Genomic DNA, 25,053 nt, shown 5'->3' with positions numbered 1-25,053 from the left:
ACCGCGAGGGCGGCCCCGATGCCGGGGCCGCCCTCGCGTGTGTCCGGGGTGGGAGGGGCAGCCGGTGCCGCGGCCCCAGCGGGATCAGCCCTCGAACGAGGCCTTGACGTCCAGCAGGTCCTTGCGGCACTCCTTGGCCACCACCCGCGCCATCGGGCGCATCATCGCCGCGGCCACGCGCGACCGGCGGGTGAGCGCCTCGGCGGCGAAGTCCATGGTCACGCGCGTGGCCTCCCCGCGGCCGGTGCCCACGGGGGTCACCCGGAACCCGCTGGTGTACCGCATCCCCTCGTGGACGGCCTCGGTGACGTAGTGGCTGCCCTCCACCAGCTCCACCACCTCCATCTCCTCGGTGGCGTCCTGGCCCCACATGCGGCGGGTCTCGCGCCAGCGGGTGCCCACCTCCATGCGGGCCGGGCCGTGGAGGACCTCGATGGACTCGATGCCCTGGACGTGCTGCTGGGCCTGGTCGAGTTCCCGGAGGCGCTCGAACACCTCGTGCAGGGGGGCGTGGACGGTGACGGACTCGGACAGGCGCACGGGGTTCTCCCGGTGGGTGGTGGGGTGGCGGTCAGTCGGTGCAGGGCTGGGTGGCCGGGCCGACCGACACCGACGACTCGACCGTCCTGGTGTGGGGGCCCAGCGCGATGGTGGCGACGAACCCGTCGCGGGCGTCGTCGACCTGCTTGGCCTTCGGGAACCACTCCGCGAGCGCCTCCGCGGCCGGCTTGCTGTCGGGGCCGCTGAGGATGCGGGTGGCGCCGCCCTGGGTGCCGGTGGACTCCGCGGTGCCGATGACCACGGCCCCCCGGTTGCGCAGCTGCTCGCTGATGCGGCGCACGGCGGTGTCGCCGGCTCCCGCGTCGGCCACGTACACCCGCGGGGCGTCGATGTCGGTCTGGCAGTTGGCGGCGGTGGTCTCCGGCTCGGGCCACAGGCCCAGCACGAGCGAGAGCCCGTAGATGCCGGCCAGGGCCAGCACCGACAGGACGCTCCAGAAGGCGATGTCGGACCACGTGCGCTCCGGACGGCGCGGGGGCTCCTGCGACGGGGCGGGGCGGGTCCACCCGGTCCGCGGGTCGTAGGGGTCGTGGATCTCGGCATCGTGCACGGGCCAACTGTGGCAGACGCGGGGCCTCCCGCCGGCGCGGGCGCGCGGGGCCGTGGCGCCTGTGACGCTCCCGGTGGGTGGGGGGGGCTTGTACTGTCGCTGCGAGGTGGCGCCCGCCGGCGTGCCCGCTGGGCACGGGCGAGGCGGTGGTGACGGTGCTCTCCGACAGCGGCGTGCCCACGCCCGTGGCGCACACCCGCCTGCGGGCGCCGCAGTCGCTCATGGCGCCGTGCGGGCAGCCGCGCATGGACGAGGTGGTGGACGCCTCGCCGCTGCGCGCGCGGTACGGCCAGCGGCTCGACCCGGAGTCGGCCTACGAGAAGCTCATGGGCACGATGGAGGTCTCCGCCTCGCCGCGGGACGTGCAGGACAGCGACGCGCCGGCGCTGTGCCTCACTCGCAGCCGATGCGGCCGCCCTCCTTCGCCTCGGGCACGGCCTCCGGCTCGGTGTAGTCCTCGTTCACCGTCTCGAACTTCGCGCCGAGCACGAGGTCGACCGTGCGGTCGGTGCGGCCGTCGTCGCTGAGGCGGGCGCCGGGCACCTGGGCGGCCACCGTGCGGGCCATCGGCTCGCTGGCCGCGCCGTGGCGGATGATCGCGGTGTCGTCCGGGTACCACTTCTTCTCCGGGTCGTTGCCGACCTTGTCCACGGTGAAGCCGCGGTCGCGCATGGCCTGCGCGGTCTCGCCGGCGCGCCCCACGGCCGAGGTGGTGTTGAAGACGTTCATGCGCACCTGGTCCGGCGTCGCGGCGGGCTGGCGGGCCAGCTGCTCGAAGGAGTTGCCCAGCACCACGTCCACCGACGGGTTGCGGCGCTCGTCGCGCAGCATGCGGGCGCCCTCGATCTGCTGGGCCACCGTGCGGGCCGCGGTGAGCCCCATCGGGCCGTAGCGCACCACCGTCGCGTCGCGGGGGGCGTCGTCGGACTCGTTGCCGGTGGTGAGCACCGTGAAGCCGCGCGCCTCGAACTCGCGGGCCGCCGTGGCGGCCGCACCGGCACCGGCGCCGTTGTTGAGCACGCTGACCTGCACCGTGGCGCGGTCGGGGGAGTGCAGCTCACCCCAGTCGTCGCAGTGGCCGGGGACGGGGTCCTGCGGGTACTTCGCCTCGTGGCCGAGGCTGCCGCAGGCGCTCAGGGTGGTGGCGGCCAGCAGGACGGCGGTCGTGGTGGCGGCCAGGCGGGCGTGGTGCACGGCGTTCCTTCCCCGAGAGGGTGGGCCCGGTGGGCGGGGTCCGAATGTCTCACACGGGAGGGGGCCGGGAGCCGATCCGCGCCGGACGTGACGAAGGCCCCCCTCGTGCGAGGGGGGCCTTCGATCGGCGGAGGATGGGGGATTTGAACCCCCGAGGGTTTTATCCCAACACGATTTCCAATCGTGCGCACTAGGCCGCTATGCGAATCCTCCGCCGGAGATGGTACACGTCGGTGAAGCGGGAGTGAAATCCCGGTGTCGCGGCGCGTCGTCCGGCACGGCCCCGTGGCGGGGCAGCCCCGGGCTGTGGGCCACCGGGTCGGGTTGCCGGAGGGTGTCGCGTAGACTGTGCAGCGGCCTCCCACGCGGTGGTACCTCTCCGAACTCCCCCAGGGCAGGAATGCAGCAAGGGTAGGAGAGCTCTTCCAGGTGCGTGGGAGGTCCTTTGCGTCCCGGGGGTGCGTGCGCCGGCAGGGGTGCGGGCCTGTGGTCGGCGGTGGCCTCACTGTCACCGGTCGCGGCTAGGGTCTGGGGCGTGAGCACCGCCCTGTACCGCCGCTACCGCCCGCAGACCTTCGCCGAGGTGGTGGGTCAGGAGCACGTGACCGTCCCGCTGCAGCGGGCCCTGGCCACCGGGCGGGTCAACCACGCCTACCTGTTCTCCGGTCCGCGCGGCTGCGGCAAGACGACGAGCGCCCGCATCCTGGCGCGCTGCCTCAACTGCGAGAAGGGCCCCACGGACACCCCCTGCGGCGAGTGCCGGTCCTGTCGTGACCTGGCCACCGGCGGCGCGGGCTCGGTGGACGTCATCGAGATCGACGCGGCGAGCCACGGTGGCGTGGACGACGCCCGCGACCTGCGTGAGAAGGCGTCCTTCGGGCCGGCGAACTCGCGCTACAAGGTCTACATCATCGACGAGGCGCACATGGTGACCTCGGCGGGCTTCAACGCGCTGCTCAAGATCGTGGAGGAGCCGCCGGAGCACGTGCTCTTCATCTTCGCCACCACGGAGCCGGAGAAGGTCATCGGCACCATCCGGTCGCGCACGCACCACTACCCCTTCCGGCTGGTGCCGCCCACCGTGCTGCAGGAGTACCTGGGCGAGGTGTGCGGGCGCGAGGGCATCGCCGTGGAGCCGGGGGTGCTCTCGTACGTGGTGCGCGCCGGCGGGGGGTCGGTGCGTGACTCGATGTCGGTGCTCGACCAGCTCATCGCCGGGTCCGGGGACGAGGGCATCACCCTGGCCGGCACCACGGCGCTGCTGGGCTTCACCGACACCGAGCTGCTGGACGGGGTGGTGGACGCCTACGCCGCCGGCGACGGGGCGTCGCTGTTCACCACCGTGGAGCGGGTGGTGGGCTCCGGGCAGGACCCGCGCCGTTTCGTGGAGGACCTCTCCGAGCGGATGCGTGACCTCATCCTCGTGGACGCCGTGCCCACCGGCACCGAGGCGGTGCTGCCCGGGGTGCCGGACGACCAGCTGGAGCGGCTGCGCCAGCAGGCCAGCGGGTTGGGGGCGGCCGAGCTCTCGCGGGCCTCGGACGTGCTCTTCCGCGGCCTGGCGGAGATGACGGGGGCGACCTCGCCGCGGCTGCAGCTGGAGATCATCATGGCGCGGCTGCTGCTGCCGCGGGCCGCGGGCGAGGGCGGGTTCGCCGCGCGGCTGGAGAAGGTGGAGCGGTGGATGGCCTTCCGAGGCGACGCGGCGCCGGTTCAGCAGACCTCGCAGCAGGGTGCCCCGGCCCAGGGGGCACCGGTGCAGGGGGCACCGGCCCAGGGGGCACCGGCCCAGGGGGCACCGGCCCAGGGGGCACCGGTGCAACGAGTCGTCGCTTCTGGGGGTCAGGAGCGTCCGTCGACCCCGACGAGCGACGACTCAACGGTGGGGGCGTCGGCGGCACAGGAGCCGGCGGCAGCGAGAGGCGACGCCCCCGGTGTCGCCCCGGTGCCGGTGGAGACGCTGCGCCACGAGTGGCCGCAGGTGCTGGACCGCCTCAAGGGCATCAGTCGCGTGACCTGGGCGATGGTGTCGCAGTCCATGCAGGTGGCCGAGCTGAGCGCCGAGGGCCTCACGCTGAGCACCGAGGTGCCGCCGATCGCCGAGCGCTTCAACCGCGGCGACAACGCCCAGCGCGTGGCGGCGGCCGTGCAGGAGGCGCTCGGGTTCACCCCGCGGGTCCGCTGCGTGGTCGGCGGCCGGGGTGCTGCGGGTGGTCCCGGTGCCGCCGGTGGCCCGGGCGCCGGTGCCCCCGGCCCGATGGGGGGACCTGCCGCTCCGTCCGCGCCGTCCGTGGCGGCCCAGGTGGCCCCCGGCGGCGGGGGTGGCTTCACCGGCGGTCCGGCGGGTCGATCCGGCGGTGCCGCGGGGCCGGTGGGTTCCCCCGAGTGGGGGCAGCGCAGCGACGCCGCCCCGGACTGGGCCACGGCGGACGCCCCGGCCCCGCAGGTGGCCCCCTCGGCACCCGGTGGCGGGCCCACCGCATCGGGCAGTGGCGGGCCGGGCAACCAGGCCGGGCCCCCGGCATCGAGGGAGGGCGGTGCGCCGACGCCCCCCGGGCCGGTGGGTGGCGACGAGCCCCCGCCCGAGGACGAGCCGCCGCCGGAGGACGACTTCACGCCCGACCTGGACGACGAGACCGTGGAGTCCGTGGGCGTCATCGGCACGGCCGCCATCGAGAAGATCCTCGGTGGAACCGTGATCGAGGAACACACGGACCAGGCATAGGGTTCGGCCTGTGTACGAAGGCGCGGTCCAGGACCTGATCGACGAGCTCAACCGCCTCCCCGGGGTGGGTCCCAAGAGTGCCCAGCGCATCGCCTTCCACGTGCTGGCCGCCGACCCCGAGGACGTGCAGCGGCTGGCCACGGCCCTGCAGGTGGTCAAGGAGAAGGTGCGCTTCTGCGCCACGTGCGGCAACGTCGCCGAGGCCGAGGAGTGCCGCATCTGCCTGGACCCGCAGCGCGACGGCACGGCCATCTGCGTGGTGGAGGAGCCGCGGGACGTGCAGGCCATCGAGCGCACGCGCGAGTTCCGGGGCCGGTACCACGTGCTCGGCGGGGCCATCAGCCCGCTGGACGGCATCGGCCCGGACGACCTGCGCATCGCCCAGCTCATGCAGAGGCTGGGGGACGGCGAGGTGACCGAGGTGATCATCGCCACGGACCCCAACATGGAGGGCGAGGCGACGGCCACGTACATCTCGCGCCTGCTGCAGGTGCTGGACGTCAAGGTGAGCCGCCTGGCCTCCGGACTGCCGGTGGGCGGCGACCTGGAGTACGCCGACGAGGTGACCCTGGGGCGTGCCTTCGAGGGGCGACGGGTGGTCGCCCGGCCCGGGGGGTCGGCGTGAGCTCCACCCGGCTGGTGGTGGCGCAGCCGCCGGCCAGCAAGCCCTCGCGCCGGTTTCCCAGCGCCCCCGATGCCGACGAGCTGCGCTCGGGCTGGCGCGGCGCGCTGCGGTTGGCGGCGCTCGGGCTGGCGCCGCTGCTGGTGCTGGCGGGGCTGGTGGTGCTCATCGTCAACGTCTTCGGCCCCGTGGACGCCTACGAGGCGTGCGCCAGCCTGCGCGGGCAGTCCGTGGAGGCGGCCGAGCCGCTGCGTGTGGAGCGCACGCTGCTGCCCGTCTCGCTGACCTGCGACTTCGCGGACGGCACGAGCCAGACCATCACCGACCCGGCCGACACCGCCTGGCCGGTGGGGCTCATGCTGGGCGGGCTGGCGCTCACCGTGGTGGGGTTGGCGGCGCCGGTCCCGGCGGGTCACGTGCGGCGGCTGGTGGAGGATTCTGAACTCACCCCGCACATGATGTAGGATGCCGGGGTTGCCCGATGAGGGCGGCAGGCCTTCGGGGTGTGGCGCAGCTTGGTAGCGCGCCTCGTTCGGGACGAGGAGGTCGCAGGTTCAAATCCTGTCACCCCGACCACACGAAATCGGCTCTGGCCAGCGGAATCCGCGGCCGGGGCCGATTCGTTCTTGCCCGGTCTGCCATGGTCGGGCCATGACGGGGCCTCCCGGCGGGCTGGAACAGTGCCCGCCAGGAGGCACCCGGCTCAGGGGTGGACGCGCAGGTCGTGGGTGGGCGTGATGCCGCTGGCCGGCACGAGGTCGGCCTCCTCGAGGGCCTTCCGGAGGGACTCGGCCGCATCGATGTTGAGTGGGCTGCTCGTCCACGCCACGTAGGGCAGGGCGACGATGCGCCCCTGCTTCACCGCGGGCAAGTCCTTGGTGGCGGGGTTGGTGCGCAGGGTGCGGACCTTGTCGGCGACGCTCTCCCCGGGGTAGTCGACGATCGCGATGTAGTCCGGCTTGCCGGCCGCGACCTTCTCCCACGAGATGGCCGTCCAGGTGTCCTTGACGTCCTCGGCCAGGTTGGTGGCCCCGGCGGCCTCGATGATGCCCTGGGGTCCGCCGTACACGCCGCTGGAGAAGGGGGCGTCGGTGCCGCTGTCGAAGAGGAACACCACCGGCTTCCGCTGCGCCTGGGGGGCCTTGCGGAGCTTGGCCAGACGGGTGTCGATGTCCGCCTGGACCTCCTTCGCCCGGTCCTCGTGGCCGGTCACCGTGCCGATGTTGGTCAGGTCGGCGGCCAACGCCTTCCAGGGGTCCATCTCGCCGCGCTCCTCCTTGTCGGGGGAACGGCGACAGCTCTCGGTGAGCACGTAGGGCGCGATGCCGCGCTGGGCGAGGTCGTCGGGCATCAGGTTGCGCCCCTCGCCGAAGCCGTAGTTGTAGCCGGCGAACACCATGTCGGGCCGCTGGGCGAGGATGGGCTCGAGGCCGATGCCGACCTCACCGAGCTCCTTGAGCCCGGCGACCTCCTCCGCCCCGTAGACCTCCTCGAGGACCGCCTTGTCCTTCTCCAGGCCGGTCACCGCCACGATCTGGTCGGCCGCCCCGACCGCCAGGGTGGTGGCGATCATGTTGGAGTCGTTGACGAGCATGCGTTGGACCGGGGACGGGAAGGTGACCTCCTGGCCGCAGTTGGTCACGGTCACCGTCTCGGACGAGGCCGAGGACGCGCCGGCGCCGGAATCCGCGCCGGACGGGCCGGAGCAGCCGGCGGCGCCGAGGCCGATGACGGCGACGAGCGCCGCCGTGGTGAGCGTGCGGGTGGTCATGCTTCCTCCTGGTGGGGCTGCGGGGTCCGGGGCAGGCAGGTGAAGTGCTCGCTGCCGGTCTCCGGGTCGGTGAAGGTGACGAAGCGGACGGAGAACACATCGGCCACGCGCGGGTCGGCGAACACCTCGGCGGGGGTGCCGCTGGTGAGGACGCGGCCGGCATCGAGGACGACCACCTGGTCGCTGTACTGGGCGGCCAGGCCGAGGTCGTGGACGGCCATCACCGTGGTGCGGCCCGACCCGCGGACGAGGGTGAGCAGGTGGTGCTGCTGGGCGACGTCGAGGTGGTTGGTGGGCTCGTCGAGCAGCAGGATCGGTGTCTGCTGCACCAGCCCGCGGGCCAACAGGGCCCGGCGGCTCTCCCCGCCGGAGACGTCGCTGCAGGGCCGGTCGGCCATGCCGGTGAGCCCGACCTGGTCGAGGGCCTCCAGCACGGCCCGGCGCTCGTCGGCATCGCCCATCTCCCACGGCCTGGCCAGCGGGGTGCGGCCCATGGCGATCATCTCCCCGAGCAGCAGGTCCTCCGGCGGCGCCTCGTCCTGGGCGACCAGGGCCAGGCGCCGGGCGCGCTCGCGGGGCCGGATGCGGTCGACCGTCCGGTCGCCGAGCCAGACCTGCCCTGCCGGGGCGGGGCGGATGCCGGCGATGGTGCGCAGCAGGGTGGACTTGCCCGACCCGTTGACGCCGACCAGCGACGTGACGGTGCCGGAGGGCACCTCGAAGGTGACGTCCTGCAGGACCGTGGTCCGCCCGACCGCGGCGCTCAAGCCGTCGGTTCGCAGCCGCATCAGTCGGCTCCGTTGTAGCGGTAGTGGCGGCGACCGACGAGCACGAGGAACACCGGTGCTCCCACGATGCCGGTGACCACCGACAGCGGGATCTCCTGGGGGCGGACGCTGACCCGGGCGGCCATGTCGACCCACACCAGGAAGACGGCGCCGCTCAGGGCGGCCACGGGGACGACGGCCCGATGGCGGGCGCCGACCACCATGCGGACCAGGTGGGGTACGACGAGCCCGACGAACCCGATGCCGCCGGAGACGGCCACGAGCACCCCGACCAGCGCGGCGAGGCCGACGAACAGGGCCACTCGCAGGCCCTTGACCGGGATCCCGAGGGAGGCGGCGAGGTCGGGGCCGGCGGACAGCGCGTCGAGCCAGCGGGAGAAGGCCACCATCACCAGCACGGCGACCACGGTCGTGACCGTGGCGGGCAGCAGCACCTGCCAGCTCGCACCGCTGACGCTTCCCAGCAGCCAGAAGAGCACCGACTGGGCCGCCCTCGGGTCACCGGAACGGAAGACCAGGAAGCTGGAGACGGCGCTGAACGCCGACGACAGCACCACCCCGGTGAGCACGAGCCGCAGCGGCGTCAGGCCGCCCTGCAGCATCGCGACCCCGAACACCAGGGCTGCGGCGGCCAGGGCGCCCAGCAGCGCCCCGCCGGAGAGGGCCCAGACGCCCAGTCCGGACAGGGCGCCGGTGGTGATGACGGCCGTCGCCCCCACCCCGGCGCCCGAGGAGACGCCCAGCAGGTAGGGATCGGCCAGCGGGTTGCGCACCAGGGTCTGCATCCCGGCCCCGGCCACGGCCAGCCCCGCGCCGGCGACGGCGGCGAGCAGGGTGCGCGGGGCGCGCAGGTCCCACACGATGGCGTCCCAGGTCGGGTCGGCGGGCTGGCCACCCAGGTGCGCCTGAACGACGCTCCACACGGTGGCCACGGGCAGGGAGACGGCGCCCACTGCGAGCGAGGCGAGCATGCTGGCCAGCAGCACCAGGGTGAGCAGGACCATCAGGACCGCGGTGGGCGGCCGGGATCGGGCAGCATCAGGCAAGGGAGTGACCCACATCTCTCATCGGGGCCCAAGTCGCGAGGCCCGCGGACGGTGAACAGCGTCGGCAGGTCTTCGGACTCGGGCTCCCACGCGAGGACGCCTTCCCGGCCTGTGGCCAGTGGCACTGTGTCCCCGCGCACAGCCCATACCGCTGCGCGTCAGTCCCGGCCTCTCACCGGGTTCCCTCGCACCCCGACCGGGGTGCAACCGACCGGCACACTCTAGCCCCCGTTCCCCCGCGACGGGCAGGGCATGAGCCGGTGACCGCACCGGACCGGACGGGGTCCGGGCGGCCTGCGCGCCCTCGGCTGGGGACCCTCATTCCCCGGGGGAGCCCTCCCAGCAAAGGCAGAAGGGGTGCCCGGCCGGGTCGGCGTACACGCGGAAGCCGCCGCGGCCGTTGGGGTCCACGTCCTGGGTCTGCAGCAGCGTCGCGCCGAGCTCCAAGGCCTTGGCGTGCGCGGCCTCGAGGTCGGACGGGTAGAGGTCCAGGTGCACCTGTTGCGGCTGCCCGTCGGGCCACTGCGGGGGCACGTGGTCCGGGGCGAGCTGCACGCAGAACTCCCAGTCCCCGTCGATCAGCACGCGGTGCCAGTCGTCGTCCTGGCGTTCCACGGTGCCGTCCAGCAGGCCGGCCCAGAAGGTGGACACGGCCTCGAGGTCGGCGGCGTCCAGCACGATGATTCTGCGCGTCATCTCCATGCCCACCACGCTCCCAGCCGGCCCGTCGCCCCACAAGGCCCGGGCACGCGTGAGGCCCGCCCCGCCGGGGCGGGCCTCACGGCATCGAGTGCGGGGGTGCCGCGGGTGGGATGGGATCAGGCGTTCTTGATGGCCGACACCTCGAACTCCAGCTCCACCTTCTCGGAGACCAGCACGCCACCGGTCTCCAGGGCGGCGTTGAAGGTCAGGCCGAAGTCGCTGCGGTTGATGCTGGTGCGGCCCTCGAAGCCGATGCGCTCGTTGCCGAAGGGGTCGGTGGCGGCGCCCTCGAAGTCGAAGTCGACGGTCACGGGGCGGGTGGTGCCCTTGATGGTGAGGTCGCCGGTGACGCGCAGGGTGTCGGCGTCGGTGGCGGTCACCTGGGTGGAGCGGAAGGTGAGGGTGGGGAACTCGTCGGCGCCGAAGAAGTCCCCGGCCTTGAGGTGCTGGTCGCGGTCGGCGTTGCGGGTGTCGATGCTGGCCACCTGGGCGGTCAGATCGATGGAGGTGTCGGCGAGGTCGGCGCCGGTGGTGGCGGTGCCCTCGAAGTCGTTGAAGCTGCCGCGCACCTTGGTGACCATGGCGTGGCGGGTCACGAAGCCGATGCGCGAGTGGGTCGGGTCGATGGTGTACGTACCGGTGAGCTGCTCGAGCGTGGTCATGGTGACTCCTCCATTGATAGGTGATCTGTCACCAACATAAGCGTGACGCATCACCGTGTCAACTGGTGGTGGTGCGCTCCGCCCTCAGACGGTGGGCTGGTCCCCCTCGAACAGGCCTGCGTGCAGGGCGCGCAGGGCGTCGTCGCGCTCGTCGGCGCGGATGACCACCGAGAGGTTGATCTCGTTGGACCCCTGGCTGATCATCTCGATGTTGGCCACCGGTGCCAGGCTGGCGAACACCCGTGCCGCCAGCCCGCGCGTGGCCCGCAGCCGGTCGCCCACCACGGCCACGATGACGCGGTCGCGCGCCACCTCCACGGTGGCGAACCCGCCGATCTCCCGCACCACCGCATCGAGGTCGACCTCGCCCTCCACGGTCACCGAGACGCTCACCTCGGCGGTGGAGATGAGCCCCACCACCACGCCGTGGCGGCCGAACACGTCGAACAGCCGCTGCATGAACCCGGCGTGCTCCAGCATCCGCGGGGAGGTGATGTTGAGCAGCGTCACCGGCCCCCGCGCCGCGATGGCGGTGGCGGACTGCGTGCCCACCTCGCCGGGGCGGATGGTGGTGAAGTCGCCCTCGGGGCGCTGGGTGTGGCGCACCGTCACCATCGCGCCCGCCTCCATGGCCGGCGCGATGGTGGCCGGGTGGAGCACGTTGGCGCCGAACGCGGCGAGCTCCGCGGCCTCGGCGGCTGACACCTCCGGCACCGAGTGCGCGGCCGGCACGACGCGCGGGTCGCACGTGAGCAGCCCCTCCACGTCGGTCCAGATCTGCACCTCCTCGGCGCCGAGCGCGGCCCCCAGCAGGGAGGCCGAGTAGTCGCTGCCACCGCGGCCCAGCGTGGTGGTGGTGCCGTGCGCGTCGCTGCCGATGAAACCCTGCGTCACCGCCGCGCCGGCCTCCTCCAGGGCCGGAACGGCCCGGCGCTGCACCGAGCGGGCGATGGCCTCGGTGTCCGGGCGGGCCGCGCCGTGGCGCGAGTCGGTGTGCACCAGCTGGCGGGCGTCCAGCAGCGGCACGCCCAGGTGGTCCGAGAGCAGACGGGTGGAGAGGCGCTCGCCGGTGGAGAGGATGGCGTCGCGGCTGCGCGGGGAGAGCTCGGCGAGGATCGCCACCGCCCGCAGCAGGCTGTCCAGGTCGCCGAACAGTGCGTCGAAGGCCGACTCCAGCTCCGGGGAGACGCCGCCCAGCAGCTCGTGCGCGATGGCCTCGTGCGCGCGCCGCACCTGCGCGCTGAGCCCCAGCGCCTCCTCGGTGCGGCCGGCCTCCGCCGCCTCCGCGGCCGCCACGAGCGCGTTGGTGGTCTTGCCCGTGGCCGAGAGCACCACCAGCGGGCGGCGCGGCATCGCGGCGGTCACCAGCTCACCCACCTGGGCGAGGTGCGCGGCATCGGCGACGGAGGAACCGCCGAACTTCATGACGAGGGACATCGGGGCTCCAGGCGGGGCGGTCCGGGCGTACCCGGAGGGGGTCAGGGCAGGAAGATGTCGGGCTGCAGCGTGTCGGGCGAGCCACCGTAGACGCTCAGGTCGGTGACGCCCGCCTCGGCCAGCACCTCGTCGTCCACGAGGAACTGGCCGGTCCGCTCGCGGGCGTCGCGCACCAGCACGGCGTGCGCGGCATCGCCCATGATGCGCGGGTCGCGGGCGCGGGCCATGGCGGCCTCACCGCCCAGCACGTTGCGGATGGCCGCCGTGGCGATGATGGTGCGCGGCCACAGGCTGTTCACCGCGATGCCGGCCTCCCGCAGCTCCTCGGCCAGGCCGAGCGTCACCATGCTCATGCCGTACTTGCTGATGGTGTACGCCGTGTGCGGGCCGAACCACTTCGGGTCCATGGTCAGCGGCGGCGACATGGTGAGCACGTGCGGGTTGTCCGAGCGCTCCAGGTGCTCGATGGCGGCGCTGGTGAGCAGGTAGGTGCCGCGGGTGTTGACCTCCTGCATGAGGTCGTACTTCTTCATGGGCAGCTCGCGGGCCGGCGAGACGTCCACGGCGCTGGCGTTGTTGACCACCACGTCGATGCCCCCGAAGCGCTCCACGGTGGCGGCCACGGCCTCGCGGACGGACTCCTCGGAGCGCACGTCGCCCACCACGGCCAGGGCCTGCCCGCCGGCGGCCTCGATCTGCTCGGCGGCGGTGTGGATGGTGCCCTCCAGCGCCGGGTGGGGCGTGTCGGTCTTGGCCAGCAGCGCCACGTTGGCGCCGCCCTGGGCGGCCCGCAGGGCGATGGCCAGGCCGATGCCGCGGCTCCCGCCGGACATGAGGATGGTGCGGCCGTTCAGGGTTCCGGTCATGGGGGCCTCCGGGGTGAGGTCGGGTCGTCGGGTCGGGGCAGGTGCGTCGTCGGGTCGGGCGGCGTGGGGCTCAGTCCGCGGACGGCGAGGAGGAGCCCCGCGGCACGAGGGTGAGCAGCGTCGCCTCCGGGCGGCAGGCGAACCGGTAGGGCGCCATCGGGGAGTGACCCAGACCCGCCGAGACGTGCATCCACGCGGCGTCGTCCGGGGCGGCCGCCGACGGGCGCGAGCCGGCCCCGGGCCACCAGCGGGAGACGCCCTTGACACGCCCGGGGTCCAGGTCGCAGTTGGTGGTCAGCGCCCCGATGCCGGGCAGGCACACCTGCCCGCCGTGGGTGTGGCCGGCGATCACCAGCCCGGCGCCGTCGGCCACCATCGCGTCCAGCACCCGCTGGTAGGGGGCGTGGGTGACGCCGATGGTGAGGTCCGCGTCGCGGGCGGCCGGCCCGGCCACGCTGGCGTAGTCGTCCAGCTCCAGGTGCGGGTCGTCCACGCCCACGAACTCCAGGCGCACCCCCTCCACCTCGATGCGGTGGCGGCGGTGCGTGAGGTCCACCCAGCCGCGCTCCTCGAAGCCGGCCACGAGCTCCCGCCAGGGCATGTCACGCTGGGTGCGCCCGCCGTAGCGGCTCCGGCCCTGGGTGACGTACTTCAGTGGGTCCACCGGGCGGGGGGAGAAGTAGTCATTGGATCCGCGCACGAACACCCCGGGCGTGGCCAGCAGGTCGTCGAAGGTGGCCATCACCCACGGCACCGCGGCCGTGGACGACATGTTGTCGCCGGTGTTCACCACGAGGTCCGGCTCCAGGGCGGCCAGGTCGTGCACCCACTGCATGCGGCGCCGCTGGCCGGGCACCAGGTGCAGGTCGCTGACGTGCAGCACCCGCAGCGGCAGCGCCCCCTCGGGCAGCACCGGCACCGTGAAGCGGCGCAGGGTGTACAGGTGGCGCTCCACGAAGTGGCCCCAGGCCACGCACGCGGCCCCGGCGCCGGCCACGGCGGCCGCCCCCAGCGCGGCGCCGCGTCCCACCCCGGCGAGCGCCCCGGGGCGGGGTTCGCGGTCGCGCAGGCGGGTCAGCAGGCGTCGGGTGTCCACGGCGCCATCATCGCACCGGGGAGGGTGGCGGCCCCGGCCGGTGGGATGATCTGCCCATGAGCGACCTCAAGCAGCAGATCACCGCCGACCTCACCACTGCCATGAAGGCCCGCGACAAGGTGACCTCCTCCACCCTGCGCATGGTGCGCACCGCCATCCAGAACGCCGAGGTGGCCGGCAGCGAGGCCAAGGAGCTGACCGACGAGGAGGTGCTGGCCGTCATCACCAAGGAGGGCAAGAAGCGCCGCGACGCCATCGCCGAGTACGAGAAGGCCGGCCGCCCGGAGCTGGCCGAGTCCGAGAAGGCCGAGCTCGAGGTCATCGAGGGCTACCTGCCGAAGCAGCTCTCCGACGAGGAGCTCGAGGCGCTGGTGGCCGAGGCCGTCGCCGAGGCCGGCGTCACCGAGACGTCCCAGATGGGTCAGGCCATGAAGGCCGCGCAGGCCAAGGTCGCCGGCCGCGCCGAGGGCGGCCGCGTGGCCGCCGCGGTGAAGAAGCACCTGGGCTGAGCCCCGGCCCGCGACGGGCCACCTCGCGCAGGGAGGGCGGGCACCCCGATGGGGTGCCCCCCCTCCCTGCGTGTGCCGGGGGCGACCGGTCAGTTCTCGCCGGTGTTCCCGTCGGCCACCGAGCCCTGCGTGCCGTCGCCCTGGGCCTCCAGCTCCTTGCGGATCTGGTCCGGGCTCGGCTGCTCGGCGTCGGTCCGCGGCGTGAGCTTCACGAACTGGGCCGTGTCCTGCTGGGAGCCGTTGGTGGTCTCGATGCTCTCGATGGTGGCGTCACCCGGGGCCCACGGCTTGGTGTTGAGCGCCAGGATGCCGGCCTTGCGCAGTTCCTCACGGGCCTCCAGCACGGTCTTGTCGCTGACGTCCGGCACGTCCACCAGGTGGCCCTTCGTCAGCTCGGCCGGCGGGGTCGGGAACTGCTCCACCGGCATGTCGCGGTGGGCGAAGTCCATGATCGACCGGAAGGTGGGCGCGGCCAGGCTGGAGCCGTACAGCCAGCCCGGGTAGGCCCGGCCACCCAGCTCGATGTCGCGCAGGTTGCCCAGACTGTCGGGCGTGCCGACCCACACCGAGGCCGCGAGCTGCGGGGTGTAGCCGGTGTACCAGGTCTCGTCCGAGCCGTCGGCCGTGCCGGTCTTGCCGGCCGACACGCGGCCCCCGGAGAGGCGGGCGCGGGAGGCGCCACCGGAGGTGGTCTCGGGCACCGAGCGGAACACGTCGGTCACCGCCGCGGCCTCACCCTCCTCGAGCACGCGCTCGCAGTGCTCGGCGTCCAGCTCCACCTCGCGGCCCTCGAAGTCGGTGATCTTCTCCACCGGGTAGGGATCGCAGCGCATGCCGCCGGAGGCCAGGGTGGCGAACGAGTTGGCCACCGTCAGCGGGCTGGCCTCGTCGGCGCCCAGGGCCACCGAGCCGGGCTTGGTGGAGAAGGGCACGTACTGGCCCTGGTCGTCCAGCTGGGAGCGGTGCAGGCCCATCTGCGTCATCGTGTCGCGCACGCGGCAGGGGTTCAGGGCGGTGGTCAGCTCGGAGTACGCGGTGTTCACGGACTCCTCGGTGGCCTCCTTGAACGGGATCGCGTCGCGGAAGCTGCCGTGGTCGTTCTGCACGGCCCACAGCTCGCCGTCCTTGACCTCAGCGCAGGGGTCGAACTCCTGCGGACGGAACACGGCCTTGGGCACGGTGCGCTCCTCGCCGCGGGAGTTGAGCGCGGTGAGGTCCACCGTCTCGCGCAGGCCGATCCTGCCGTCCACCGGGAAGCCGTCGCGCACTGCCGTGATGGCCGAGTAGAGCTTGGCCGTGGAACCGATGGCGAAGCCTCCGCTGGAGGTGAACGGCCGGTCCACCGCGTAGCCGACCGCGGTCTCGCCCTTGCCGCTGTTCAGGCCGTAGGGCCGGTTCTGCGCGATGGCGCGCACCTTGCCGGTGCCGGGCTCCACCACGGCGGCCGCGGCGGCCACGGCGTCGTCGTTCTTGGCCGGCACCTTGTCGCGCAGCTCGCGGGCGGCGTGGTCCAGCAGCTTGCTGTCGAAGGTGGTGCGGATGGTCAGGCCGCCACGGTCCAGCCGGGTGCGGCGGTCGTTCTCGGACTCGCCCAGCGCGGGCTGGCGCAGCAGCCACTCCACCACGTAGGTGCACACGAAGGGGTACTCGCTGGTGGCGCACGACCGGCGGGTGTAGGAGACCTTCAGGCCGAGGTCGCTCTTGCGGGCCTCCTCGTACTGCTCGTCGGTGATCTGCCCCAGCTGGTGCATCTTGAACAGCACCACGTCGCGGCGGTCGCGGGCCTTCTCCGGGTGGCGCACCGGGTCGCTGGACCCGGGGGCCTTCACGATGCCGGCGAGCGTGGCCGCCTGGGCGATCGTGAGTTCCTTGGCCGGCACGCTGAAGTAGTGCTGCGCGGCGGCCTCCACCCCGTAGGCGCGGTCGCCGTAGTAGACGAGGTTGAGGTAGTCGGTGAGGATCTCGTCCTTGCTGTGGGTCTTCTCCAGCGAGACGGCGTACTTGATCTCGCGCAGCTTGCGGGCGTAGCCCGCGGCGCCGTTCTGGGTGGTGGCGCGGCGGGCGGCCTCGAGGTCGCCGTCGCGCAGGGCGCGGTCCTGCAGGGAGACCTTCACGTACTGCTGGGTGAGCGTCGACCCGCCCTGGGTGCCCCCGCCCCCGAAGTTGTTGAACAGGGCGCGGCCGATGCCGGTGAGGTCGGCGCCGTTGTGGTCGAAGAAGCGCTCGTCCTCGATGGCCACCTGCGCCTTCTTCATCCACGGCGAGATGTCCTTGGAGCCCACGACCACCCGGTTCTCGCCGAAGGGGGCGGCGATCTGCTTGCCGTCGGCGGTGAGGATGCGGGTCTGCTGGGTCACGCCGTCGTCGCCGAAGTCACTCGGCAGCTCGTCGAAGTAGGTCGTGCCAGCCTGCGTGGCACGGCCCACCCCGATGGTGACGGGGACCAGCAGCACGGCCGCCAGCAGGCCCGCCAGCAGGCAGGCCACGACGAACGCCGACAGCGCGAGGAACGGGGAGGTGCGCCGGGGGGAGGGCTGGGACATGCGCCCAAGGGTACTTTCCGCATCCGCTATAGGCTCCGATCCATGCGCACATGGGAGTACGCCACCGTTCCGTTGATCGTCCACGCGACCAAGCAGATCCTCGACCAGTGGGGCGAGGACGGCTGGGAGCTCGTCACCGTGATCCCGGGGCCCGAGGGCTCCAACCCGGTGGCCTACCTGAAGCGCGAGAAGAGCGCCTGATGGGGGCCGTCGAGCAGCGCCTGGCCGAGGCCGGCGTCGAGCTGCCGCCGGCACCCCAGCCGGTGGCCGTGTACGTGCCCGCCACGGAGCACGCCGGGCTGGTCTACACCTCCGGCCAGCTGCCGGTGGTCGACGGCACCCTGGCCGGCACCGGCGTGGTGGGCGAGGGTGACGGCGACGTGACGCCTGAGCGCGCCGCCGAGCTGGCCCGCATCTGCGCCGTCAACGCGCTGGCCGCCGCCAAGTCCGTGGTGGGCGACCTGGACCGCATCGAGCGCGTGGTCAAGGTGGTGGGCTTCGTGGCCAGCCAGCCCGGCTTCACCGGCCAGCCGGCCGTGGTCAACGGGGCGAGCGAGCTCATGGGCACCGCCTTCGGCGAGGCCGGCGAGCACGCCCGCTCGGCCGTGGGCGTGGCGGCGCTGCCGCTCGGCGCGCCCGTCGAGGTCGAGGTCGTCCTGGCCGTCCGGTCCTGAGGGCCCGCGTGACCACCCCGCACCGCGACTTCCCGATGCCGCCGGCCCTCGTGCCGGCGGTGCGTGCCTGGCTGGACACCCCGGAGGCGGACCGCCCCGCCCCGGTGGCGCCCCGCGCCGCGGCCACCGTGATGGTGGTGCGCGACGGCGCACAGGGCGTCGAGGTGTTCATGCAGACGCGCGCGGCCTCGATGGCCTTCGCGCCGGGCATGATGGTCTTCCCCGGAGGCGGGGTGGACCCGCGCGACGAGGTCACCGACGCCGCCTGGTCGGGGCCCACGCCGCAGGAGTGGTCGGCCCGCATGCCCGGCACCACGCCGGCATCGGCGCAGCAGCTGGTGCTGGCCGCCGCGCGCGAGGTGTTCGAGGAGACCGGCGTGCTGTTGGCCGCCCACCCCGACGGACGTCCCGTGAGCGAGGCCGAGGCGAGTGCCCCGGCCGCCGTGGAGGGACGCCGCCGCGTGGAGGCCCGCGAGGTGGCGTTCAGCGACCTGCTGACCGAGCTCGGGCTGACTGTGCGCACCGAGTGCCTCAGCGTCCGGGACCACTGGACCACCCCCGAGTGCGAGCCGCGCCGCTACGACACGTGGTTCTTCGCCGCCCGCATCCCCGAGGGGCAGGAGCCCGACGACGGCACGAGCGAGGCCGTGTCGGCCAGCTGGGAGCGTCCTGCAGCGGTGCTGGAGCGCGCTGCCGGTGACGCGGGGCTGATGCTGCCGCCCACCATCGCCGCGCTGGAGGACCTGCGGGCTGCGGGCAGTGCCGCCGAGGTGCTGGCCGGCCGCCACGAGGTGCCCGAGGTGATGCCCTGGCCCGAGGAGGTGCCGGTGGGGCCGGACGCCCCCGACGGTCTGGTCATGCGCACCCCCTGGAGGCGGTGAGCGTGCGCTCCTCCACGAGCCACCTGCCCGACGGGTCCGACTGGACCGGCGGCCCGGTGGGCGAGCGCGCCACCTGCCTGCTGTGCCCCAACCCCTCGCCGATGACGCTGGACGGCACCAACACCTGGCTGCTGGCCGAGCCCGGCAGCGACGAGGTGGTCGTGGTGGACCCCGGCCCGGAGCACCCCGAGCACCTGCGCGCCGTGGTGGACGCGGTGGAGGCCCGGGGCGCGCGCGTGGCGCTCACCCTGCTCACCCACGGGCACAGCGACCACGCCGAGGGGGCCGACACCTTCCACCGCCTCACCGGGGCGCCCGTGCGGCGTGCCGTGGTGCGGGGCGGGGAGGACGACCTCGTGGCCGGCGACCACCTCAGCGTGGGCGGGCTCGACCTGGTGGTGGTGCCCACGCCCGGCCACACCGCGGACTCCGTCTCGTTCGTGCTGCCGGCCGAGAACCACCTGCTCACCGGTGACACCGTGCTGGGCCGCGGGTCCACCGTGGTGGCCCACCCGGACGGCGACCTGGAGGCCTACCTGGGGTCGCTGGAGCGCATCGAGCGGCTCACGGCATCGGGCGAGGTGACCTCGCTGCTGCCGGGGCACGGCCCGTCCGTGGCCGACGCCGCCGGGGTGGTGGGCTGGTACCAGCAGCACCGGCGGGAGCGCCTGGAGCAGGTCGCCGCCGCGGCGGGGCGGGTGCAGCCGGGGCCGGGGGAGGACCTGGCCGACGCGGTGGTGCGCACCGTGTACGCCGACGTGCCGCGCGAGGTGTGGCCGGCGGCCCGCCTCACGGTGCTGGCGCAGCTGGAGTACCTGCGCGCCCACGCCTGAGCGGCGCACCCTGCTGCACCCCATGACCCCCTGCGCCCGGGACGGGCACAGGGGGTCATGGGGTGGGGGGGTCAGCGGGCGCGCTTGCGCAGGCGCTCCACCTCGAGCAGGCGCACGGCGCGTGCCTCCAGGCGCAGCCACCCGCGGGAGGCGAAGTCCGCCAGGGCCTTGTTGACGGTCTCGCGGCTGGCGCCGACCAGCTGGGCCAGCTCCTCCTGGGTGAGCTCGTGCTGCACCAGCATGCCGGACCCGTCCTCGGTGCCGAAGCGCTCGGCGAGGTCGAGCAGGGCCTTGGCCACGCGGCCGGGCACGTCGGTGAACACCAGGTCGGCCACGGAGTCGTTGGTGCGGCGCAGGCGGTGGGCCAGGGCGCCGAGCATGGCCACCGAGGCACCGCTGTTCTGCTCCAGGAAGAGGCCCAGGTGGGCGTGGGCCAGGGAGAGCACCTCGGTCTCGCTCACGGTGATGGCCGATGCGGTGCGGGGACCCGGGTCGAAGAAGCTGATCTCGCCGATGATCTCGCCCGGGCCGAGCACGGCCAGCAGGTTCTCGCGGCCGTCGTGGCTGGTACGGGAGAGCTTGATCTTGCCGGAGGTGACGACGTAGAGCTTGTCGCCCGGGTCGCCCTCGGTGAAGATGACCTGCCCCCGCTTGAAGGTGCCGCGCTCGGTGAGCTCGAGCAGGGCGGAGGCGGCGGCCTCGTCCAGGCCGGAGAACAGGGGCGAACGGGTCACGATGTCGAGGTCCACGCCTGCAGTGTGCCACGCCACAGAGCCGAACCCGCGGATCGGGGCGGGAGGGGGCGGCCTATCGTGGGGCCGGTGAGTGCGCCCGCGGCCGACCCGCTCCCCGACGAGACCGACCTGGCCCGCACGCGACGTGCCCGCCGCATGTACCGGGTGCTCGCCGCGCGCCACCCGGACGCCGAGTGCGAGCTGGACTTTCGCAATCCCTTCGAGCTGCTCGTGGCCACCGTCATGTCGGCCCAGACCACGGACGTGGCCGTCAACGCCGTCACCCCCGGGCTCTTCGCCCGCTACCCCGATGCCGTGGCGCTGGCCGCCGCCGACCCCGCCGAGGTGGAGCAGCTCATCCGCCGCACCGGCTTCTACCGGGCCAAGACGCGCTCGGTCATCGGGCTGGCGCAGGCGCTCGTGGAGCGCTACGACGGCGAGGTGCCCGGCCGGCTGCGCGATCTGGTGACCCTGCCGGGCGTGGGGCGCAAGACCGCCAACGTGGTGCTGGGCAACGCCTTCGACACCCCCGGCCTCACGGTGGACACGCACTTCGGCCGGCTCGTGCGGCGCATGGGCTGGACCGCGCTGGAGGACCCGGTGAAGGTGGAGCACGCCGTCGCCGAGCTGTTCCCCCGCCGCGACTGGACCGACCTCTCGCACACCCTGATCTTCCACGGTCGGCGCGTCTGCCACTCCCGCCGGCCCGCCTGCGGCGCCTGCCCCGTGGCCCGCTGGTGCCCCTCCTCCGAGACCGGCGTGACCACGCCCCGGCAGGCGTGGGGGATGGTCAAGGGCGTGGTGCCGGTGGAGTTCCTGCCCGAGGACGAGGCCGTGCTCCCGCCCCGGGCGCGCGGCCTGGAGCCGGTGGACGGACGGGTGGTGCTGTGAGCCCGTCGGAGGCCGATCGCTCCTGGGTGTTCGACGAGCCCGCCGCGGGCGACCCGCTGCAGGTGCCGCGCTGGCTCGCCGGCCTGCAGGCCCGCGTCGACGCCGCGCCGATGGAGCGCCTCGCCCGCCCGCTGGCCACGCCGCCGGCGCAGGGGGTGCCTGCTCGCCGTGACGCGGCCGTCCTCGTGCTCGTGGGGCCCGAGGGGGTGGTGCTCACCCGCCGTGGGTCGAGTCTGGCGCACCACGCCGGCCAGGCGTCCTTCCCCGGTGGCGGGGTGGACGCCGGTGAGACCGCAGAGCAGGCCGCCCTCCGCGAGGGGACCGAGGAGGTGTGCCTCGACCCCGCATCGGTGCAGATGGTGGCCCGCCTGCCGCGGTTGCCCGTGGCGCCCAGCTTCCGCCCGGTGACCCCGGTGGTGGGTTGGTGGGAGCGGCCGCACGCCCTGTCCGTGGGCAGCGAACTGGAGGTCGCCAGCATCCACGTGGTGCCGCTGGGCCACCTGGTGGACCCGGCGCGGCGCTTCACCGCCCGACTACCCGGGGTGGGGCGCACGACGCCGGGTTTCGACGTGGACGGACTGTTCGTCTGGGGGTACACGGGGTGGCTGCTCTCCACCGTGCTGCGCCTCGGTGGGCTCGACCGGCCGTGGGACCCGCGCGACGTCCGCGACGTGCCGGACGGCTACCGCTGAGGGAGCCGGGCCGTCCCCGGACGCGGCGACGGCGGCCACCCCCGGTGGGGTGACCGCCGTCGCGGTGCGTCGCAGTCCCGGCGGGACGTCAGGAGCGCGGCGTGGTGGTGTTGGGGTCGGCCGCGGCCTTGAGCGTCTTCTGGGTGCGGTCGGCGGCCTTGATGGCGCGCTCCGGCTTGCCCTTGATCTTCTTCATCTGCGAAAGGCCGAACAGGGCGCCGATGCCGGCGAAGACGAAGAGCACGGCGGCCACGATGAGGAAGGCGGCCCAGTGCGGCAGCACCAGGGCCAGCGCCAGGGCGGCGGCGATGAGCAGGATGCCGAAGCCGTAGGCGGCGAGCACGGCGGCGATGCCGAAGCCGGCGCCGGTCTTGATGCCCTTCTGGACGTCCTGGTTGATCTCGGCCTTGGCCAGGGCGATCTCGTCGCGGACCAGGGACTGGGCGTTGGCGGCGGCGTCGCTGACGATCTGGCCGAGGGACCGCTCGTTCGCGCGCTCGGTCACGGACGCGGAGGTGCGGCCGGTGGTGGAAACGTTGGTCTTGGAGGCCGGGATGGCCATGACTACTCCCGTCGTCGGTTCTGCGGCAATGCTAGTGAGTCTTCTCCCGATTGTGCGCCCCGCCGTGCCGGGGCGCCAGTCCACACCCCGCACAGTGCCGCGTCTCACGCCGGGACCGGTCCCTACGCTGTGCGCATGGTCCAGCCCCCCACGTCGTCCTCCGCCCACCCCCTGCTGCGCGTGGCGGAGCTGTCCGGCGTGCGGGAGGCGGCCGACGCGGCGCGCGACGCCTGCACCGCCCTGCGCTGGCACGAGGCGCTGCGCCGGCGCTCCGCCGAGTGCGCCACCGAGGCGCGGGTGCACGGGGCGTGGGCGTCGGCATCGTTGGAGGGGGCCGAGCTGCCCGTGGACTGGGTGCGCGAGGCGATGGTGGGGGCGCGCGCCTGGTCGCCGGCGCCCGACCCGGTGGAGGCGGTGGTGCGGGGCGCGGTGCGGGCCACCGAGGAGGCGGTGCACCTGGAGGGGTTGGTGGGTTCCTCGCCGAGCCAGGTGCTGGCGCGCCTGCACACCGCCGCGGCCCGGGGGCTGGTGGCCGACGACCAGCTGGGGCGTCCCCGCGCCGAGGGGGAGCAGGTGCGGGAGCTCACGGAGATGGGTCCGGCGCCGGACGTGCGGCAGGTGCAGCAGCGGCTGGCTGGGCTGCGCGAGGTGCTCACCGCGCCCCCCGAGGTGCCGGCGGTGGTGGTGGCGGCCGTGGCCCACGCCGAGGTGCTGGCGGTGCGTCCCTTCGTGCGTGGCAACGGCGTGGTGGCGCGGGCGGTGCAACGGGCCGTGGTGCGTTCCCGCGGGCTCGACCCGATGGGGGTGGCGGTGGTCGAGGCGGGGCACCGCCCGGGCGGCGGGGTGGAGTACCTGGGGGCCGCTGCGGCCTACGCCACGGGGACCCCGGAGGGCGTGGCACTGTGGGTGCGGCACGTGTGTGACGCAGTCGTCGGCGGGGCGCGGGCGGGGGAGCGGATCTGCGACGCGGTGCGGGTCGGGCGGCTCCCGGGGGTGTGACGGGGGCCGGGTGGTCCGGTTCCGTCTTGCATTTCGCCCCGAGCGGGGTGCATCATGGTTGCAACGCGCTCCCTTCGGGTTGAGCGCGCGGCGCACCTGCCTTTCCCCCCCAGGGCATGGCGCGCCAGAAGGCCCCAGCTGCCCCCCCGGCTGGGGCCTTCGCTTTGCCCGGGGGATCTCCCGTTCTCCACAGGCCCGGGGGTGTTCTGCCGACGGGCTCGGGGGCTGGTCCACAGGAGTGCCGTCGAGGCCCGGCGCGGGGGTGCTGGCCGGCGCGATCGTTCTGGCCATGACGACACACGTGATCGGGATCGGCGGGGCCACCGGCGGGCTGGGGGCCTCCACCCTCACCGCTGCCGTGGCGCTGCGCGCGGCCTCGGCGGGACTGCGCACCGTGGCCGTGGACACCTCCCGCTGGGGCACGGCGCTGGCCATCGCCCTCGGCATGGAGTCCGCGCCCGGCCTGCACTGGGACGACCTGGTGCGCAGCGACGGGGCGTTGCCCGGCGAGGAGCTCGTGGGCGCCCTGCCTAGGGCGCACGGCGTGGCCCTGCTGGCGCGCGACGGCATCGGGTCCGGGGTGTGGACCGACCTGCCCCGCCACGTGGTGCACCACGCGCGCCGGGCGGTGGCCGGCGTCGCTGACCTCGTGCTGGTGGACCTGCCGCCGGTGGGGTCCGGGGAGTTCCTCGGGTGGGCCAGCTGGTGCCACGGCGTGTGGGTGCTCGTGGGGTCGAGCCCCACCACGGTGGCCGTCGCGCCGGCCCTGCGCGGCACGCTGGGCGCCCTGCCCGGGGACGCGTCCCTGCTGGTGCGTGGCACGGACCGCCCCGGCGGGGCCTTGGTGCCCGCGGTGGAGGACCTCACGGGGCTGCCGGTGCAGGGCGTGCTGGCCGACGACCCGACCGTGGGGCGGTGCGAGCGGGAGGGGCGGCCCGTCGGGGCGTTCGACGGGCCGGTGCGCGAGGCGGCCGACACCCTGCTGCTCGGTGCGGTGGAGGGTGTGTCGTGAGCGCTCCGTCGAGCATCCGTGAGCAGATCTCCCGCGGGCGGGCTCCCAGCGAGCGCACCGTCGGTGAGGTGGCCGGGGCGCAGCGGCTGCGTCTGGGGGACCGAGGAGTGCGCGAGCGGTCCCAGCGGTTGGGCCGCAGCGTGCTGGGGGCCGGGCCGTTGGAGCCCGTGCTGGCCGAGCCCGGGGTGACCGACGTACTGGTCAACGGCACTGACGGGGTCTGGGTGGACCGCGGCCGGGGCCTGGAGCGCGACGCCACACCGATGGGCTCGGCCGAGGACCTGCGCCAGCTGGCGGTGCGCCTGGCCGGCCTGGCCGGGCGGCGCCTGGACGACACCGCACCATGCGTGGACGGGCTACTGCCCGGGTTATCTAGGGTGGTCCACCGGACGTCTCTCATGTGACTGCTACGTCTCGGAGGGGGAGCGACTTGCCATGGGTGACGAGTTATCTGGGGCATGTTCGTCGACGGGACTGGATGGCGAAGGACTGCTGCCGCTGTAGCGAGAAGTAAGTCTGTAACGCTCCATCGCTGACTGGCGCCACAGCTGCAGCCCTCATCGCTGGCGCATGGCCAATCGCAACCAGCCAGCGTTCTCACGGTTGATCGTGGCCCCGATCCGCACAGTTGGATGAGACGCGCGATGTCGAACTAGAGGGTGCCTCGCCTGGGTAGAGGATTCACCTCATTTTCTCGGAGAGT

At 73.9% G+C, this 25,053-nt stretch carries 27 protein-coding genes, 2 tRNA genes, 1 other RNA gene, 1 pseudogene and 1 riboswitch; of the genes and pseudogenes, 16 read left to right on the top strand and 15 right to left on the bottom strand.

Annotation, left to right across the window (positions count from 1 at the left end; translation table 11 throughout):
- Positions 1-84 precede the first annotated feature (84 nt).
- Both ACFFHC_RS04930 and ACFFHC_RS04925 read right to left on the bottom strand, forming a co-directional pair.
- Entirely contained in the window at positions 85-540 is a 456-nt protein-coding gene (locus tag ACFFHC_RS04930) for an SRPBCC family protein (RefSeq protein WP_070704243.1), read from the bottom strand.
- Between the two features lie 31 nt (positions 541-571).
- Positions 572-1,111, bottom strand: a complete 540-nt coding sequence (locus tag ACFFHC_RS04925) for a LytR C-terminal domain-containing protein (protein WP_180802201.1) — start codon at positions 1,109-1,111, stop codon at positions 572-574.
- Between the two features lie 77 nt (positions 1,112-1,188).
- On the opposite strand from ACFFHC_RS04925, the pseudogene ACFFHC_RS04920 reads away from it, so the two are divergent.
- Positions 1,189-1,452: pseudogene (locus ACFFHC_RS04920) on the top strand (helicase HerA-like domain-containing protein); the annotation flags it as partial.
- A 52-nt stretch (positions 1,453-1,504) separates the two neighbouring features.
- Here the strand turns inward: ACFFHC_RS04920 and ACFFHC_RS04915 are convergent.
- The gene (locus ACFFHC_RS04915) at positions 1,505-2,305 is read right to left on the bottom strand and encodes a LytR C-terminal domain-containing protein (RefSeq protein ID WP_070704237.1); all 801 of its coding nucleotides are present in this window, start codon (positions 2,303-2,305) and stop codon (positions 1,505-1,507) included.
- Positions 2,306-2,433: 128 nt separating this feature from the next.
- Positions 2,434-2,518: transfer RNA gene (locus tag ACFFHC_RS04910), tRNA-Ser, on the bottom strand.
- Positions 2,519-2,657: 139 nt separating this feature from the next.
- Here ACFFHC_RS04910 and ffs point away from each other — a divergent pair.
- From ffs to ACFFHC_RS04885, 5 genes are all read left to right on the top strand, one after another.
- Positions 2,658-2,754, top strand: an RNA gene (gene ffs, locus ACFFHC_RS04905) — signal recognition particle sRNA small type.
- A gap of 86 nt (positions 2,755-2,840) precedes the next feature.
- On the top strand, positions 2,841-5,030 hold the full coding sequence (locus ACFFHC_RS04900) for a DNA polymerase III subunit gamma and tau (RefSeq protein WP_379803499.1): 2,190 nt from the start codon (positions 2,841-2,843) through the stop codon (positions 5,028-5,030).
- A 10-nt stretch (positions 5,031-5,040) separates the two neighbouring features.
- Complete coding sequence (gene recR / locus ACFFHC_RS04895; protein WP_379803496.1) at positions 5,041-5,655, top strand: recombination mediator RecR; 615 nt, start codon at positions 5,041-5,043, stop codon at positions 5,653-5,655.
- Entirely contained in the window at positions 5,652-6,116 is a 465-nt protein-coding gene (locus ACFFHC_RS04890) for a hypothetical protein (protein WP_379803493.1), read from the top strand. Before recR ends, ACFFHC_RS04890 begins: the two co-directional genes overlap by 4 nt.
- Before the next feature lie 35 nt (positions 6,117-6,151).
- Positions 6,152-6,228: transfer RNA gene (locus ACFFHC_RS04885), tRNA-Pro, on the top strand.
- Positions 6,229-6,355: 127 nt separating this feature from the next.
- Here ACFFHC_RS04885 and ACFFHC_RS04880 read toward each other — a convergent pair.
- The 8 genes from ACFFHC_RS04880 to ACFFHC_RS04845 all read right to left on the bottom strand — a co-directional run bounded on the left by ACFFHC_RS04880 (position 6,356) and on the right by ACFFHC_RS04845 (position 13,954).
- Positions 6,356-7,423, bottom strand: coding sequence for an ABC transporter substrate-binding protein (locus ACFFHC_RS04880; RefSeq protein ID WP_070705488.1), 1,068 nt, complete (start codon positions 7,421-7,423; stop codon positions 6,356-6,358).
- Complete coding sequence (locus ACFFHC_RS04875; RefSeq protein WP_101849311.1) at positions 7,420-8,211, bottom strand: ABC transporter ATP-binding protein; 792 nt, start codon at positions 8,209-8,211, stop codon at positions 7,420-7,422. Before ACFFHC_RS04875 ends, ACFFHC_RS04880 begins: the two co-directional genes overlap by 4 nt.
- Complete coding sequence (locus ACFFHC_RS04870; RefSeq protein WP_237769798.1) at positions 8,211-9,215, bottom strand: FecCD family ABC transporter permease; 1,005 nt, start codon at positions 9,213-9,215, stop codon at positions 8,211-8,213. The genes ACFFHC_RS04875 and ACFFHC_RS04870 overlap by 1 nt, the downstream gene beginning before the upstream one ends.
- Positions 9,216-9,303: 88 nt before the next feature.
- Positions 9,304-9,482, bottom strand: a riboswitch (cobalamin riboswitch).
- 93 nt (positions 9,483-9,575) lie between these two features.
- A complete protein-coding gene (locus ACFFHC_RS04865) occupies positions 9,576-9,959 on the bottom strand; it encodes a VOC family protein (RefSeq protein WP_070705491.1) in 384 nt (127 codons plus the stop codon).
- A gap of 116 nt (positions 9,960-10,075) precedes the next feature.
- Complete coding sequence (locus tag ACFFHC_RS04860; protein ID WP_070705485.1) at positions 10,076-10,621, bottom strand: YceI family protein; 546 nt, start codon at positions 10,619-10,621, stop codon at positions 10,076-10,078.
- Between the two features lie 84 nt (positions 10,622-10,705).
- Entirely contained in the window at positions 10,706-12,058 is a 1,353-nt protein-coding gene (locus ACFFHC_RS04855; protein ID WP_141494179.1) for an aspartate kinase, read from the bottom strand.
- Positions 12,059-12,099: 41 nt separating this feature from the next.
- Positions 12,100-12,924, bottom strand: coding sequence for an SDR family oxidoreductase (locus ACFFHC_RS04850; protein WP_379803486.1), 825 nt, complete (start codon positions 12,922-12,924; stop codon positions 12,100-12,102).
- Positions 12,925-12,994: 70 nt separating this feature from the next.
- A complete protein-coding gene (locus ACFFHC_RS04845) occupies positions 12,995-13,954 on the bottom strand; it encodes a metallophosphoesterase (RefSeq protein WP_180802203.1) in 960 nt (319 codons plus the stop codon).
- Positions 13,955-14,076: 122 nt separating this feature from the next.
- Here ACFFHC_RS04845 and ACFFHC_RS04840 point away from each other — a divergent pair, with 122 nt between their 5' ends.
- Positions 14,077-14,529 carry a GatB/YqeY domain-containing protein gene (locus ACFFHC_RS04840; protein ID WP_070705289.1) on the top strand — a complete coding sequence of 151 codons (453 nt, stop codon included), beginning with the start codon at positions 14,077-14,079 and terminating at the stop codon, positions 14,527-14,529.
- 89 nt (positions 14,530-14,618) lie between these two features.
- Here the strand turns inward: ACFFHC_RS04840 and ACFFHC_RS04835 are convergent, their stop codons facing one another.
- Positions 14,619-17,072 carry a transglycosylase domain-containing protein gene (locus ACFFHC_RS04835; protein WP_070705163.1) on the bottom strand — a complete coding sequence of 818 codons (2,454 nt, stop codon included), beginning with the start codon at positions 17,070-17,072 and terminating at the stop codon, positions 14,619-14,621.
- A 42-nt stretch (positions 17,073-17,114) separates the two neighbouring features.
- Between ACFFHC_RS04835 and sp36 the strand changes: the two genes are divergently transcribed.
- The 4 genes from sp36 (at position 17,115) to ACFFHC_RS04815 (ending at position 19,460) form a co-directional block, all read left to right on the top strand.
- Positions 17,115-17,273: a Sp36 family protein gene (gene sp36 / locus ACFFHC_RS04830; protein WP_141494177.1), complete on the top strand. Its 159-nt coding sequence runs from the start codon at positions 17,115-17,117 to the stop codon at positions 17,271-17,273.
- The gene (locus tag ACFFHC_RS04825; protein ID WP_070705162.1) at positions 17,273-17,746 is read left to right on the top strand and encodes a RidA family protein; all 474 of its coding nucleotides are present in this window, start codon (positions 17,273-17,275) and stop codon (positions 17,744-17,746) included. Before sp36 ends, ACFFHC_RS04825 begins: the two co-directional genes overlap by 1 nt.
- Before the next feature lie 8 nt (positions 17,747-17,754).
- The gene (locus ACFFHC_RS04820) at positions 17,755-18,627 is read left to right on the top strand and encodes an NUDIX hydrolase (protein WP_379803479.1); all 873 of its coding nucleotides are present in this window, start codon (positions 17,755-17,757) and stop codon (positions 18,625-18,627) included.
- A 101-nt stretch (positions 18,628-18,728) separates the two neighbouring features.
- Entirely contained in the window at positions 18,729-19,460 is a 732-nt protein-coding gene (locus tag ACFFHC_RS04815; protein ID WP_083323546.1) for an MBL fold metallo-hydrolase, read from the top strand.
- Positions 19,461-19,531: 71 nt separating this feature from the next.
- Here the strand turns inward: ACFFHC_RS04815 and ACFFHC_RS04810 are convergent, their stop codons facing one another.
- Entirely contained in the window at positions 19,532-20,209 is a 678-nt protein-coding gene (locus ACFFHC_RS04810; RefSeq protein ID WP_070705160.1) for a Crp/Fnr family transcriptional regulator, read from the bottom strand.
- 141 nt (positions 20,210-20,350) lie between these two features.
- On the opposite strand from ACFFHC_RS04810, the gene nth reads away from it, so the two are divergent.
- On the top strand, positions 20,351-21,085 hold the full coding sequence (gene nth / locus ACFFHC_RS04805) for an endonuclease III (protein WP_070705164.1): 735 nt from the start codon (positions 20,351-20,353) through the stop codon (positions 21,083-21,085).
- Positions 21,082-21,777 (top strand): NUDIX hydrolase, encoded by a 696-nt coding sequence (locus ACFFHC_RS04800; protein ID WP_379803476.1) that lies wholly within the window; start codon positions 21,082-21,084, stop codon positions 21,775-21,777. Before nth ends, ACFFHC_RS04800 begins: the two co-directional genes overlap by 4 nt.
- A gap of 88 nt (positions 21,778-21,865) precedes the next feature.
- Here the strand turns inward: ACFFHC_RS04800 and ACFFHC_RS04795 are convergent, their stop codons facing one another.
- Positions 21,866-22,339 carry a phage holin family protein gene (locus ACFFHC_RS04795; protein WP_083323630.1) on the bottom strand — a complete coding sequence of 158 codons (474 nt, stop codon included), beginning with the start codon at positions 22,337-22,339 and terminating at the stop codon, positions 21,866-21,868.
- Positions 22,340-22,474: 135 nt separating this feature from the next.
- Here ACFFHC_RS04795 and ACFFHC_RS04790 point away from each other — a divergent pair, with 135 nt between their 5' ends.
- The 3 genes from ACFFHC_RS04790 to ACFFHC_RS04780 all read left to right on the top strand — a co-directional run bounded on the left by ACFFHC_RS04790 (position 22,475) and on the right by ACFFHC_RS04780 (position 24,754).
- Entirely contained in the window at positions 22,475-23,338 is an 864-nt protein-coding gene (locus ACFFHC_RS04790; RefSeq protein ID WP_070705517.1) for a Fic family protein, read from the top strand.
- 289 nt (positions 23,339-23,627) lie between these two features.
- A complete protein-coding gene (locus tag ACFFHC_RS04785; protein ID WP_141762079.1) occupies positions 23,628-24,350 on the top strand; it encodes a CpaE-like family protein in 723 nt (240 codons plus the stop codon).
- Complete coding sequence (locus tag ACFFHC_RS04780) at positions 24,347-24,754, top strand: hypothetical protein (protein ID WP_379803469.1); 408 nt, start codon at positions 24,347-24,349, stop codon at positions 24,752-24,754. Before ACFFHC_RS04785 ends, ACFFHC_RS04780 begins: the two co-directional genes overlap by 4 nt.
- The last annotated feature ends 299 nt before the right edge of the window (positions 24,755-25,053 follow it).

This window comes from Kytococcus schroeteri, assembly GCF_042433515.1.
In the GTDB taxonomy this organism is placed as follows: Bacteria; Actinomycetota; Actinomycetes; order Actinomycetales; family Dermatophilaceae; genus Kytococcus; species Kytococcus schroeteri.
This window is presented reverse-complemented; position numbering and strand designations above follow the sequence as displayed.

Excerpts from the sequence above, each read along its gene's own strand:
- ACFFHC_RS04880 (WP_070705488.1), bottom strand. The coding sequence starts at position 7,423 with ATGACCACCCGCACGCTCACCACGGCGGCGCTCGTCGCCGTCATCGGC.
- ACFFHC_RS04875 (WP_101849311.1), bottom strand. The coding sequence starts at position 8,211 with ATGCGGCTGCGAACCGACGGCTTGAGCGCCGCGGTCGGGCGGACCACG.
- ACFFHC_RS04870 (WP_237769798.1), bottom strand. The coding sequence starts at position 9,215 with ATGGTCCTGCTCACCCTGGTGCTGCTGGCCAGCATGCTCGCCTCGCTC.
- ACFFHC_RS04865 (WP_070705491.1), bottom strand. The coding sequence starts at position 9,959 with ATGGAGATGACGCGCAGAATCATCGTGCTGGACGCCGCCGACCTCGAG.
- ACFFHC_RS04860 (WP_070705485.1), bottom strand. The coding sequence starts at position 10,621 with ATGACCACGCTCGAGCAGCTCACCGGTACGTACACCATCGACCCGACC.
- ACFFHC_RS04855 (WP_141494179.1), bottom strand. The coding sequence starts at position 12,058 with ATGTCCCTCGTCATGAAGTTCGGCGGTTCCTCCGTCGCCGATGCCGCG.
- ACFFHC_RS04850 (WP_379803486.1), bottom strand. The coding sequence starts at position 12,924 with ATGACCGGAACCCTGAACGGCCGCACCATCCTCATGTCCGGCGGGAGC.
- ACFFHC_RS04840 (WP_070705289.1), top strand. The coding sequence starts at position 14,077 with ATGAGCGACCTCAAGCAGCAGATCACCGCCGACCTCACCACTGCCATG.
- ACFFHC_RS04835 (WP_070705163.1), bottom strand. The coding sequence starts at position 17,072 with ATGTCCCAGCCCTCCCCCCGGCGCACCTCCCCGTTCCTCGCGCTGTCG.
- sp36 (WP_141494177.1), top strand. The coding sequence starts at position 17,115 with ATGCGCACATGGGAGTACGCCACCGTTCCGTTGATCGTCCACGCGACC.
- ACFFHC_RS04825 (WP_070705162.1), top strand. The coding sequence starts at position 17,273 with ATGGGGGCCGTCGAGCAGCGCCTGGCCGAGGCCGGCGTCGAGCTGCCG.
- ACFFHC_RS04815 (WP_083323546.1), top strand. The coding sequence starts at position 18,729 with ATGACGCTGGACGGCACCAACACCTGGCTGCTGGCCGAGCCCGGCAGC.
- nth (WP_070705164.1), top strand. The coding sequence starts at position 20,351 with ATGTACCGGGTGCTCGCCGCGCGCCACCCGGACGCCGAGTGCGAGCTG.
- ACFFHC_RS04795 (WP_083323630.1), bottom strand. The coding sequence starts at position 22,339 with ATGGCCATCCCGGCCTCCAAGACCAACGTTTCCACCACCGGCCGCACC.
- ACFFHC_RS04790 (WP_070705517.1), top strand. The coding sequence starts at position 22,475 with ATGGTCCAGCCCCCCACGTCGTCCTCCGCCCACCCCCTGCTGCGCGTG.
- ACFFHC_RS04785 (WP_141762079.1), top strand. The coding sequence starts at position 23,628 with ATGACGACACACGTGATCGGGATCGGCGGGGCCACCGGCGGGCTGGGG.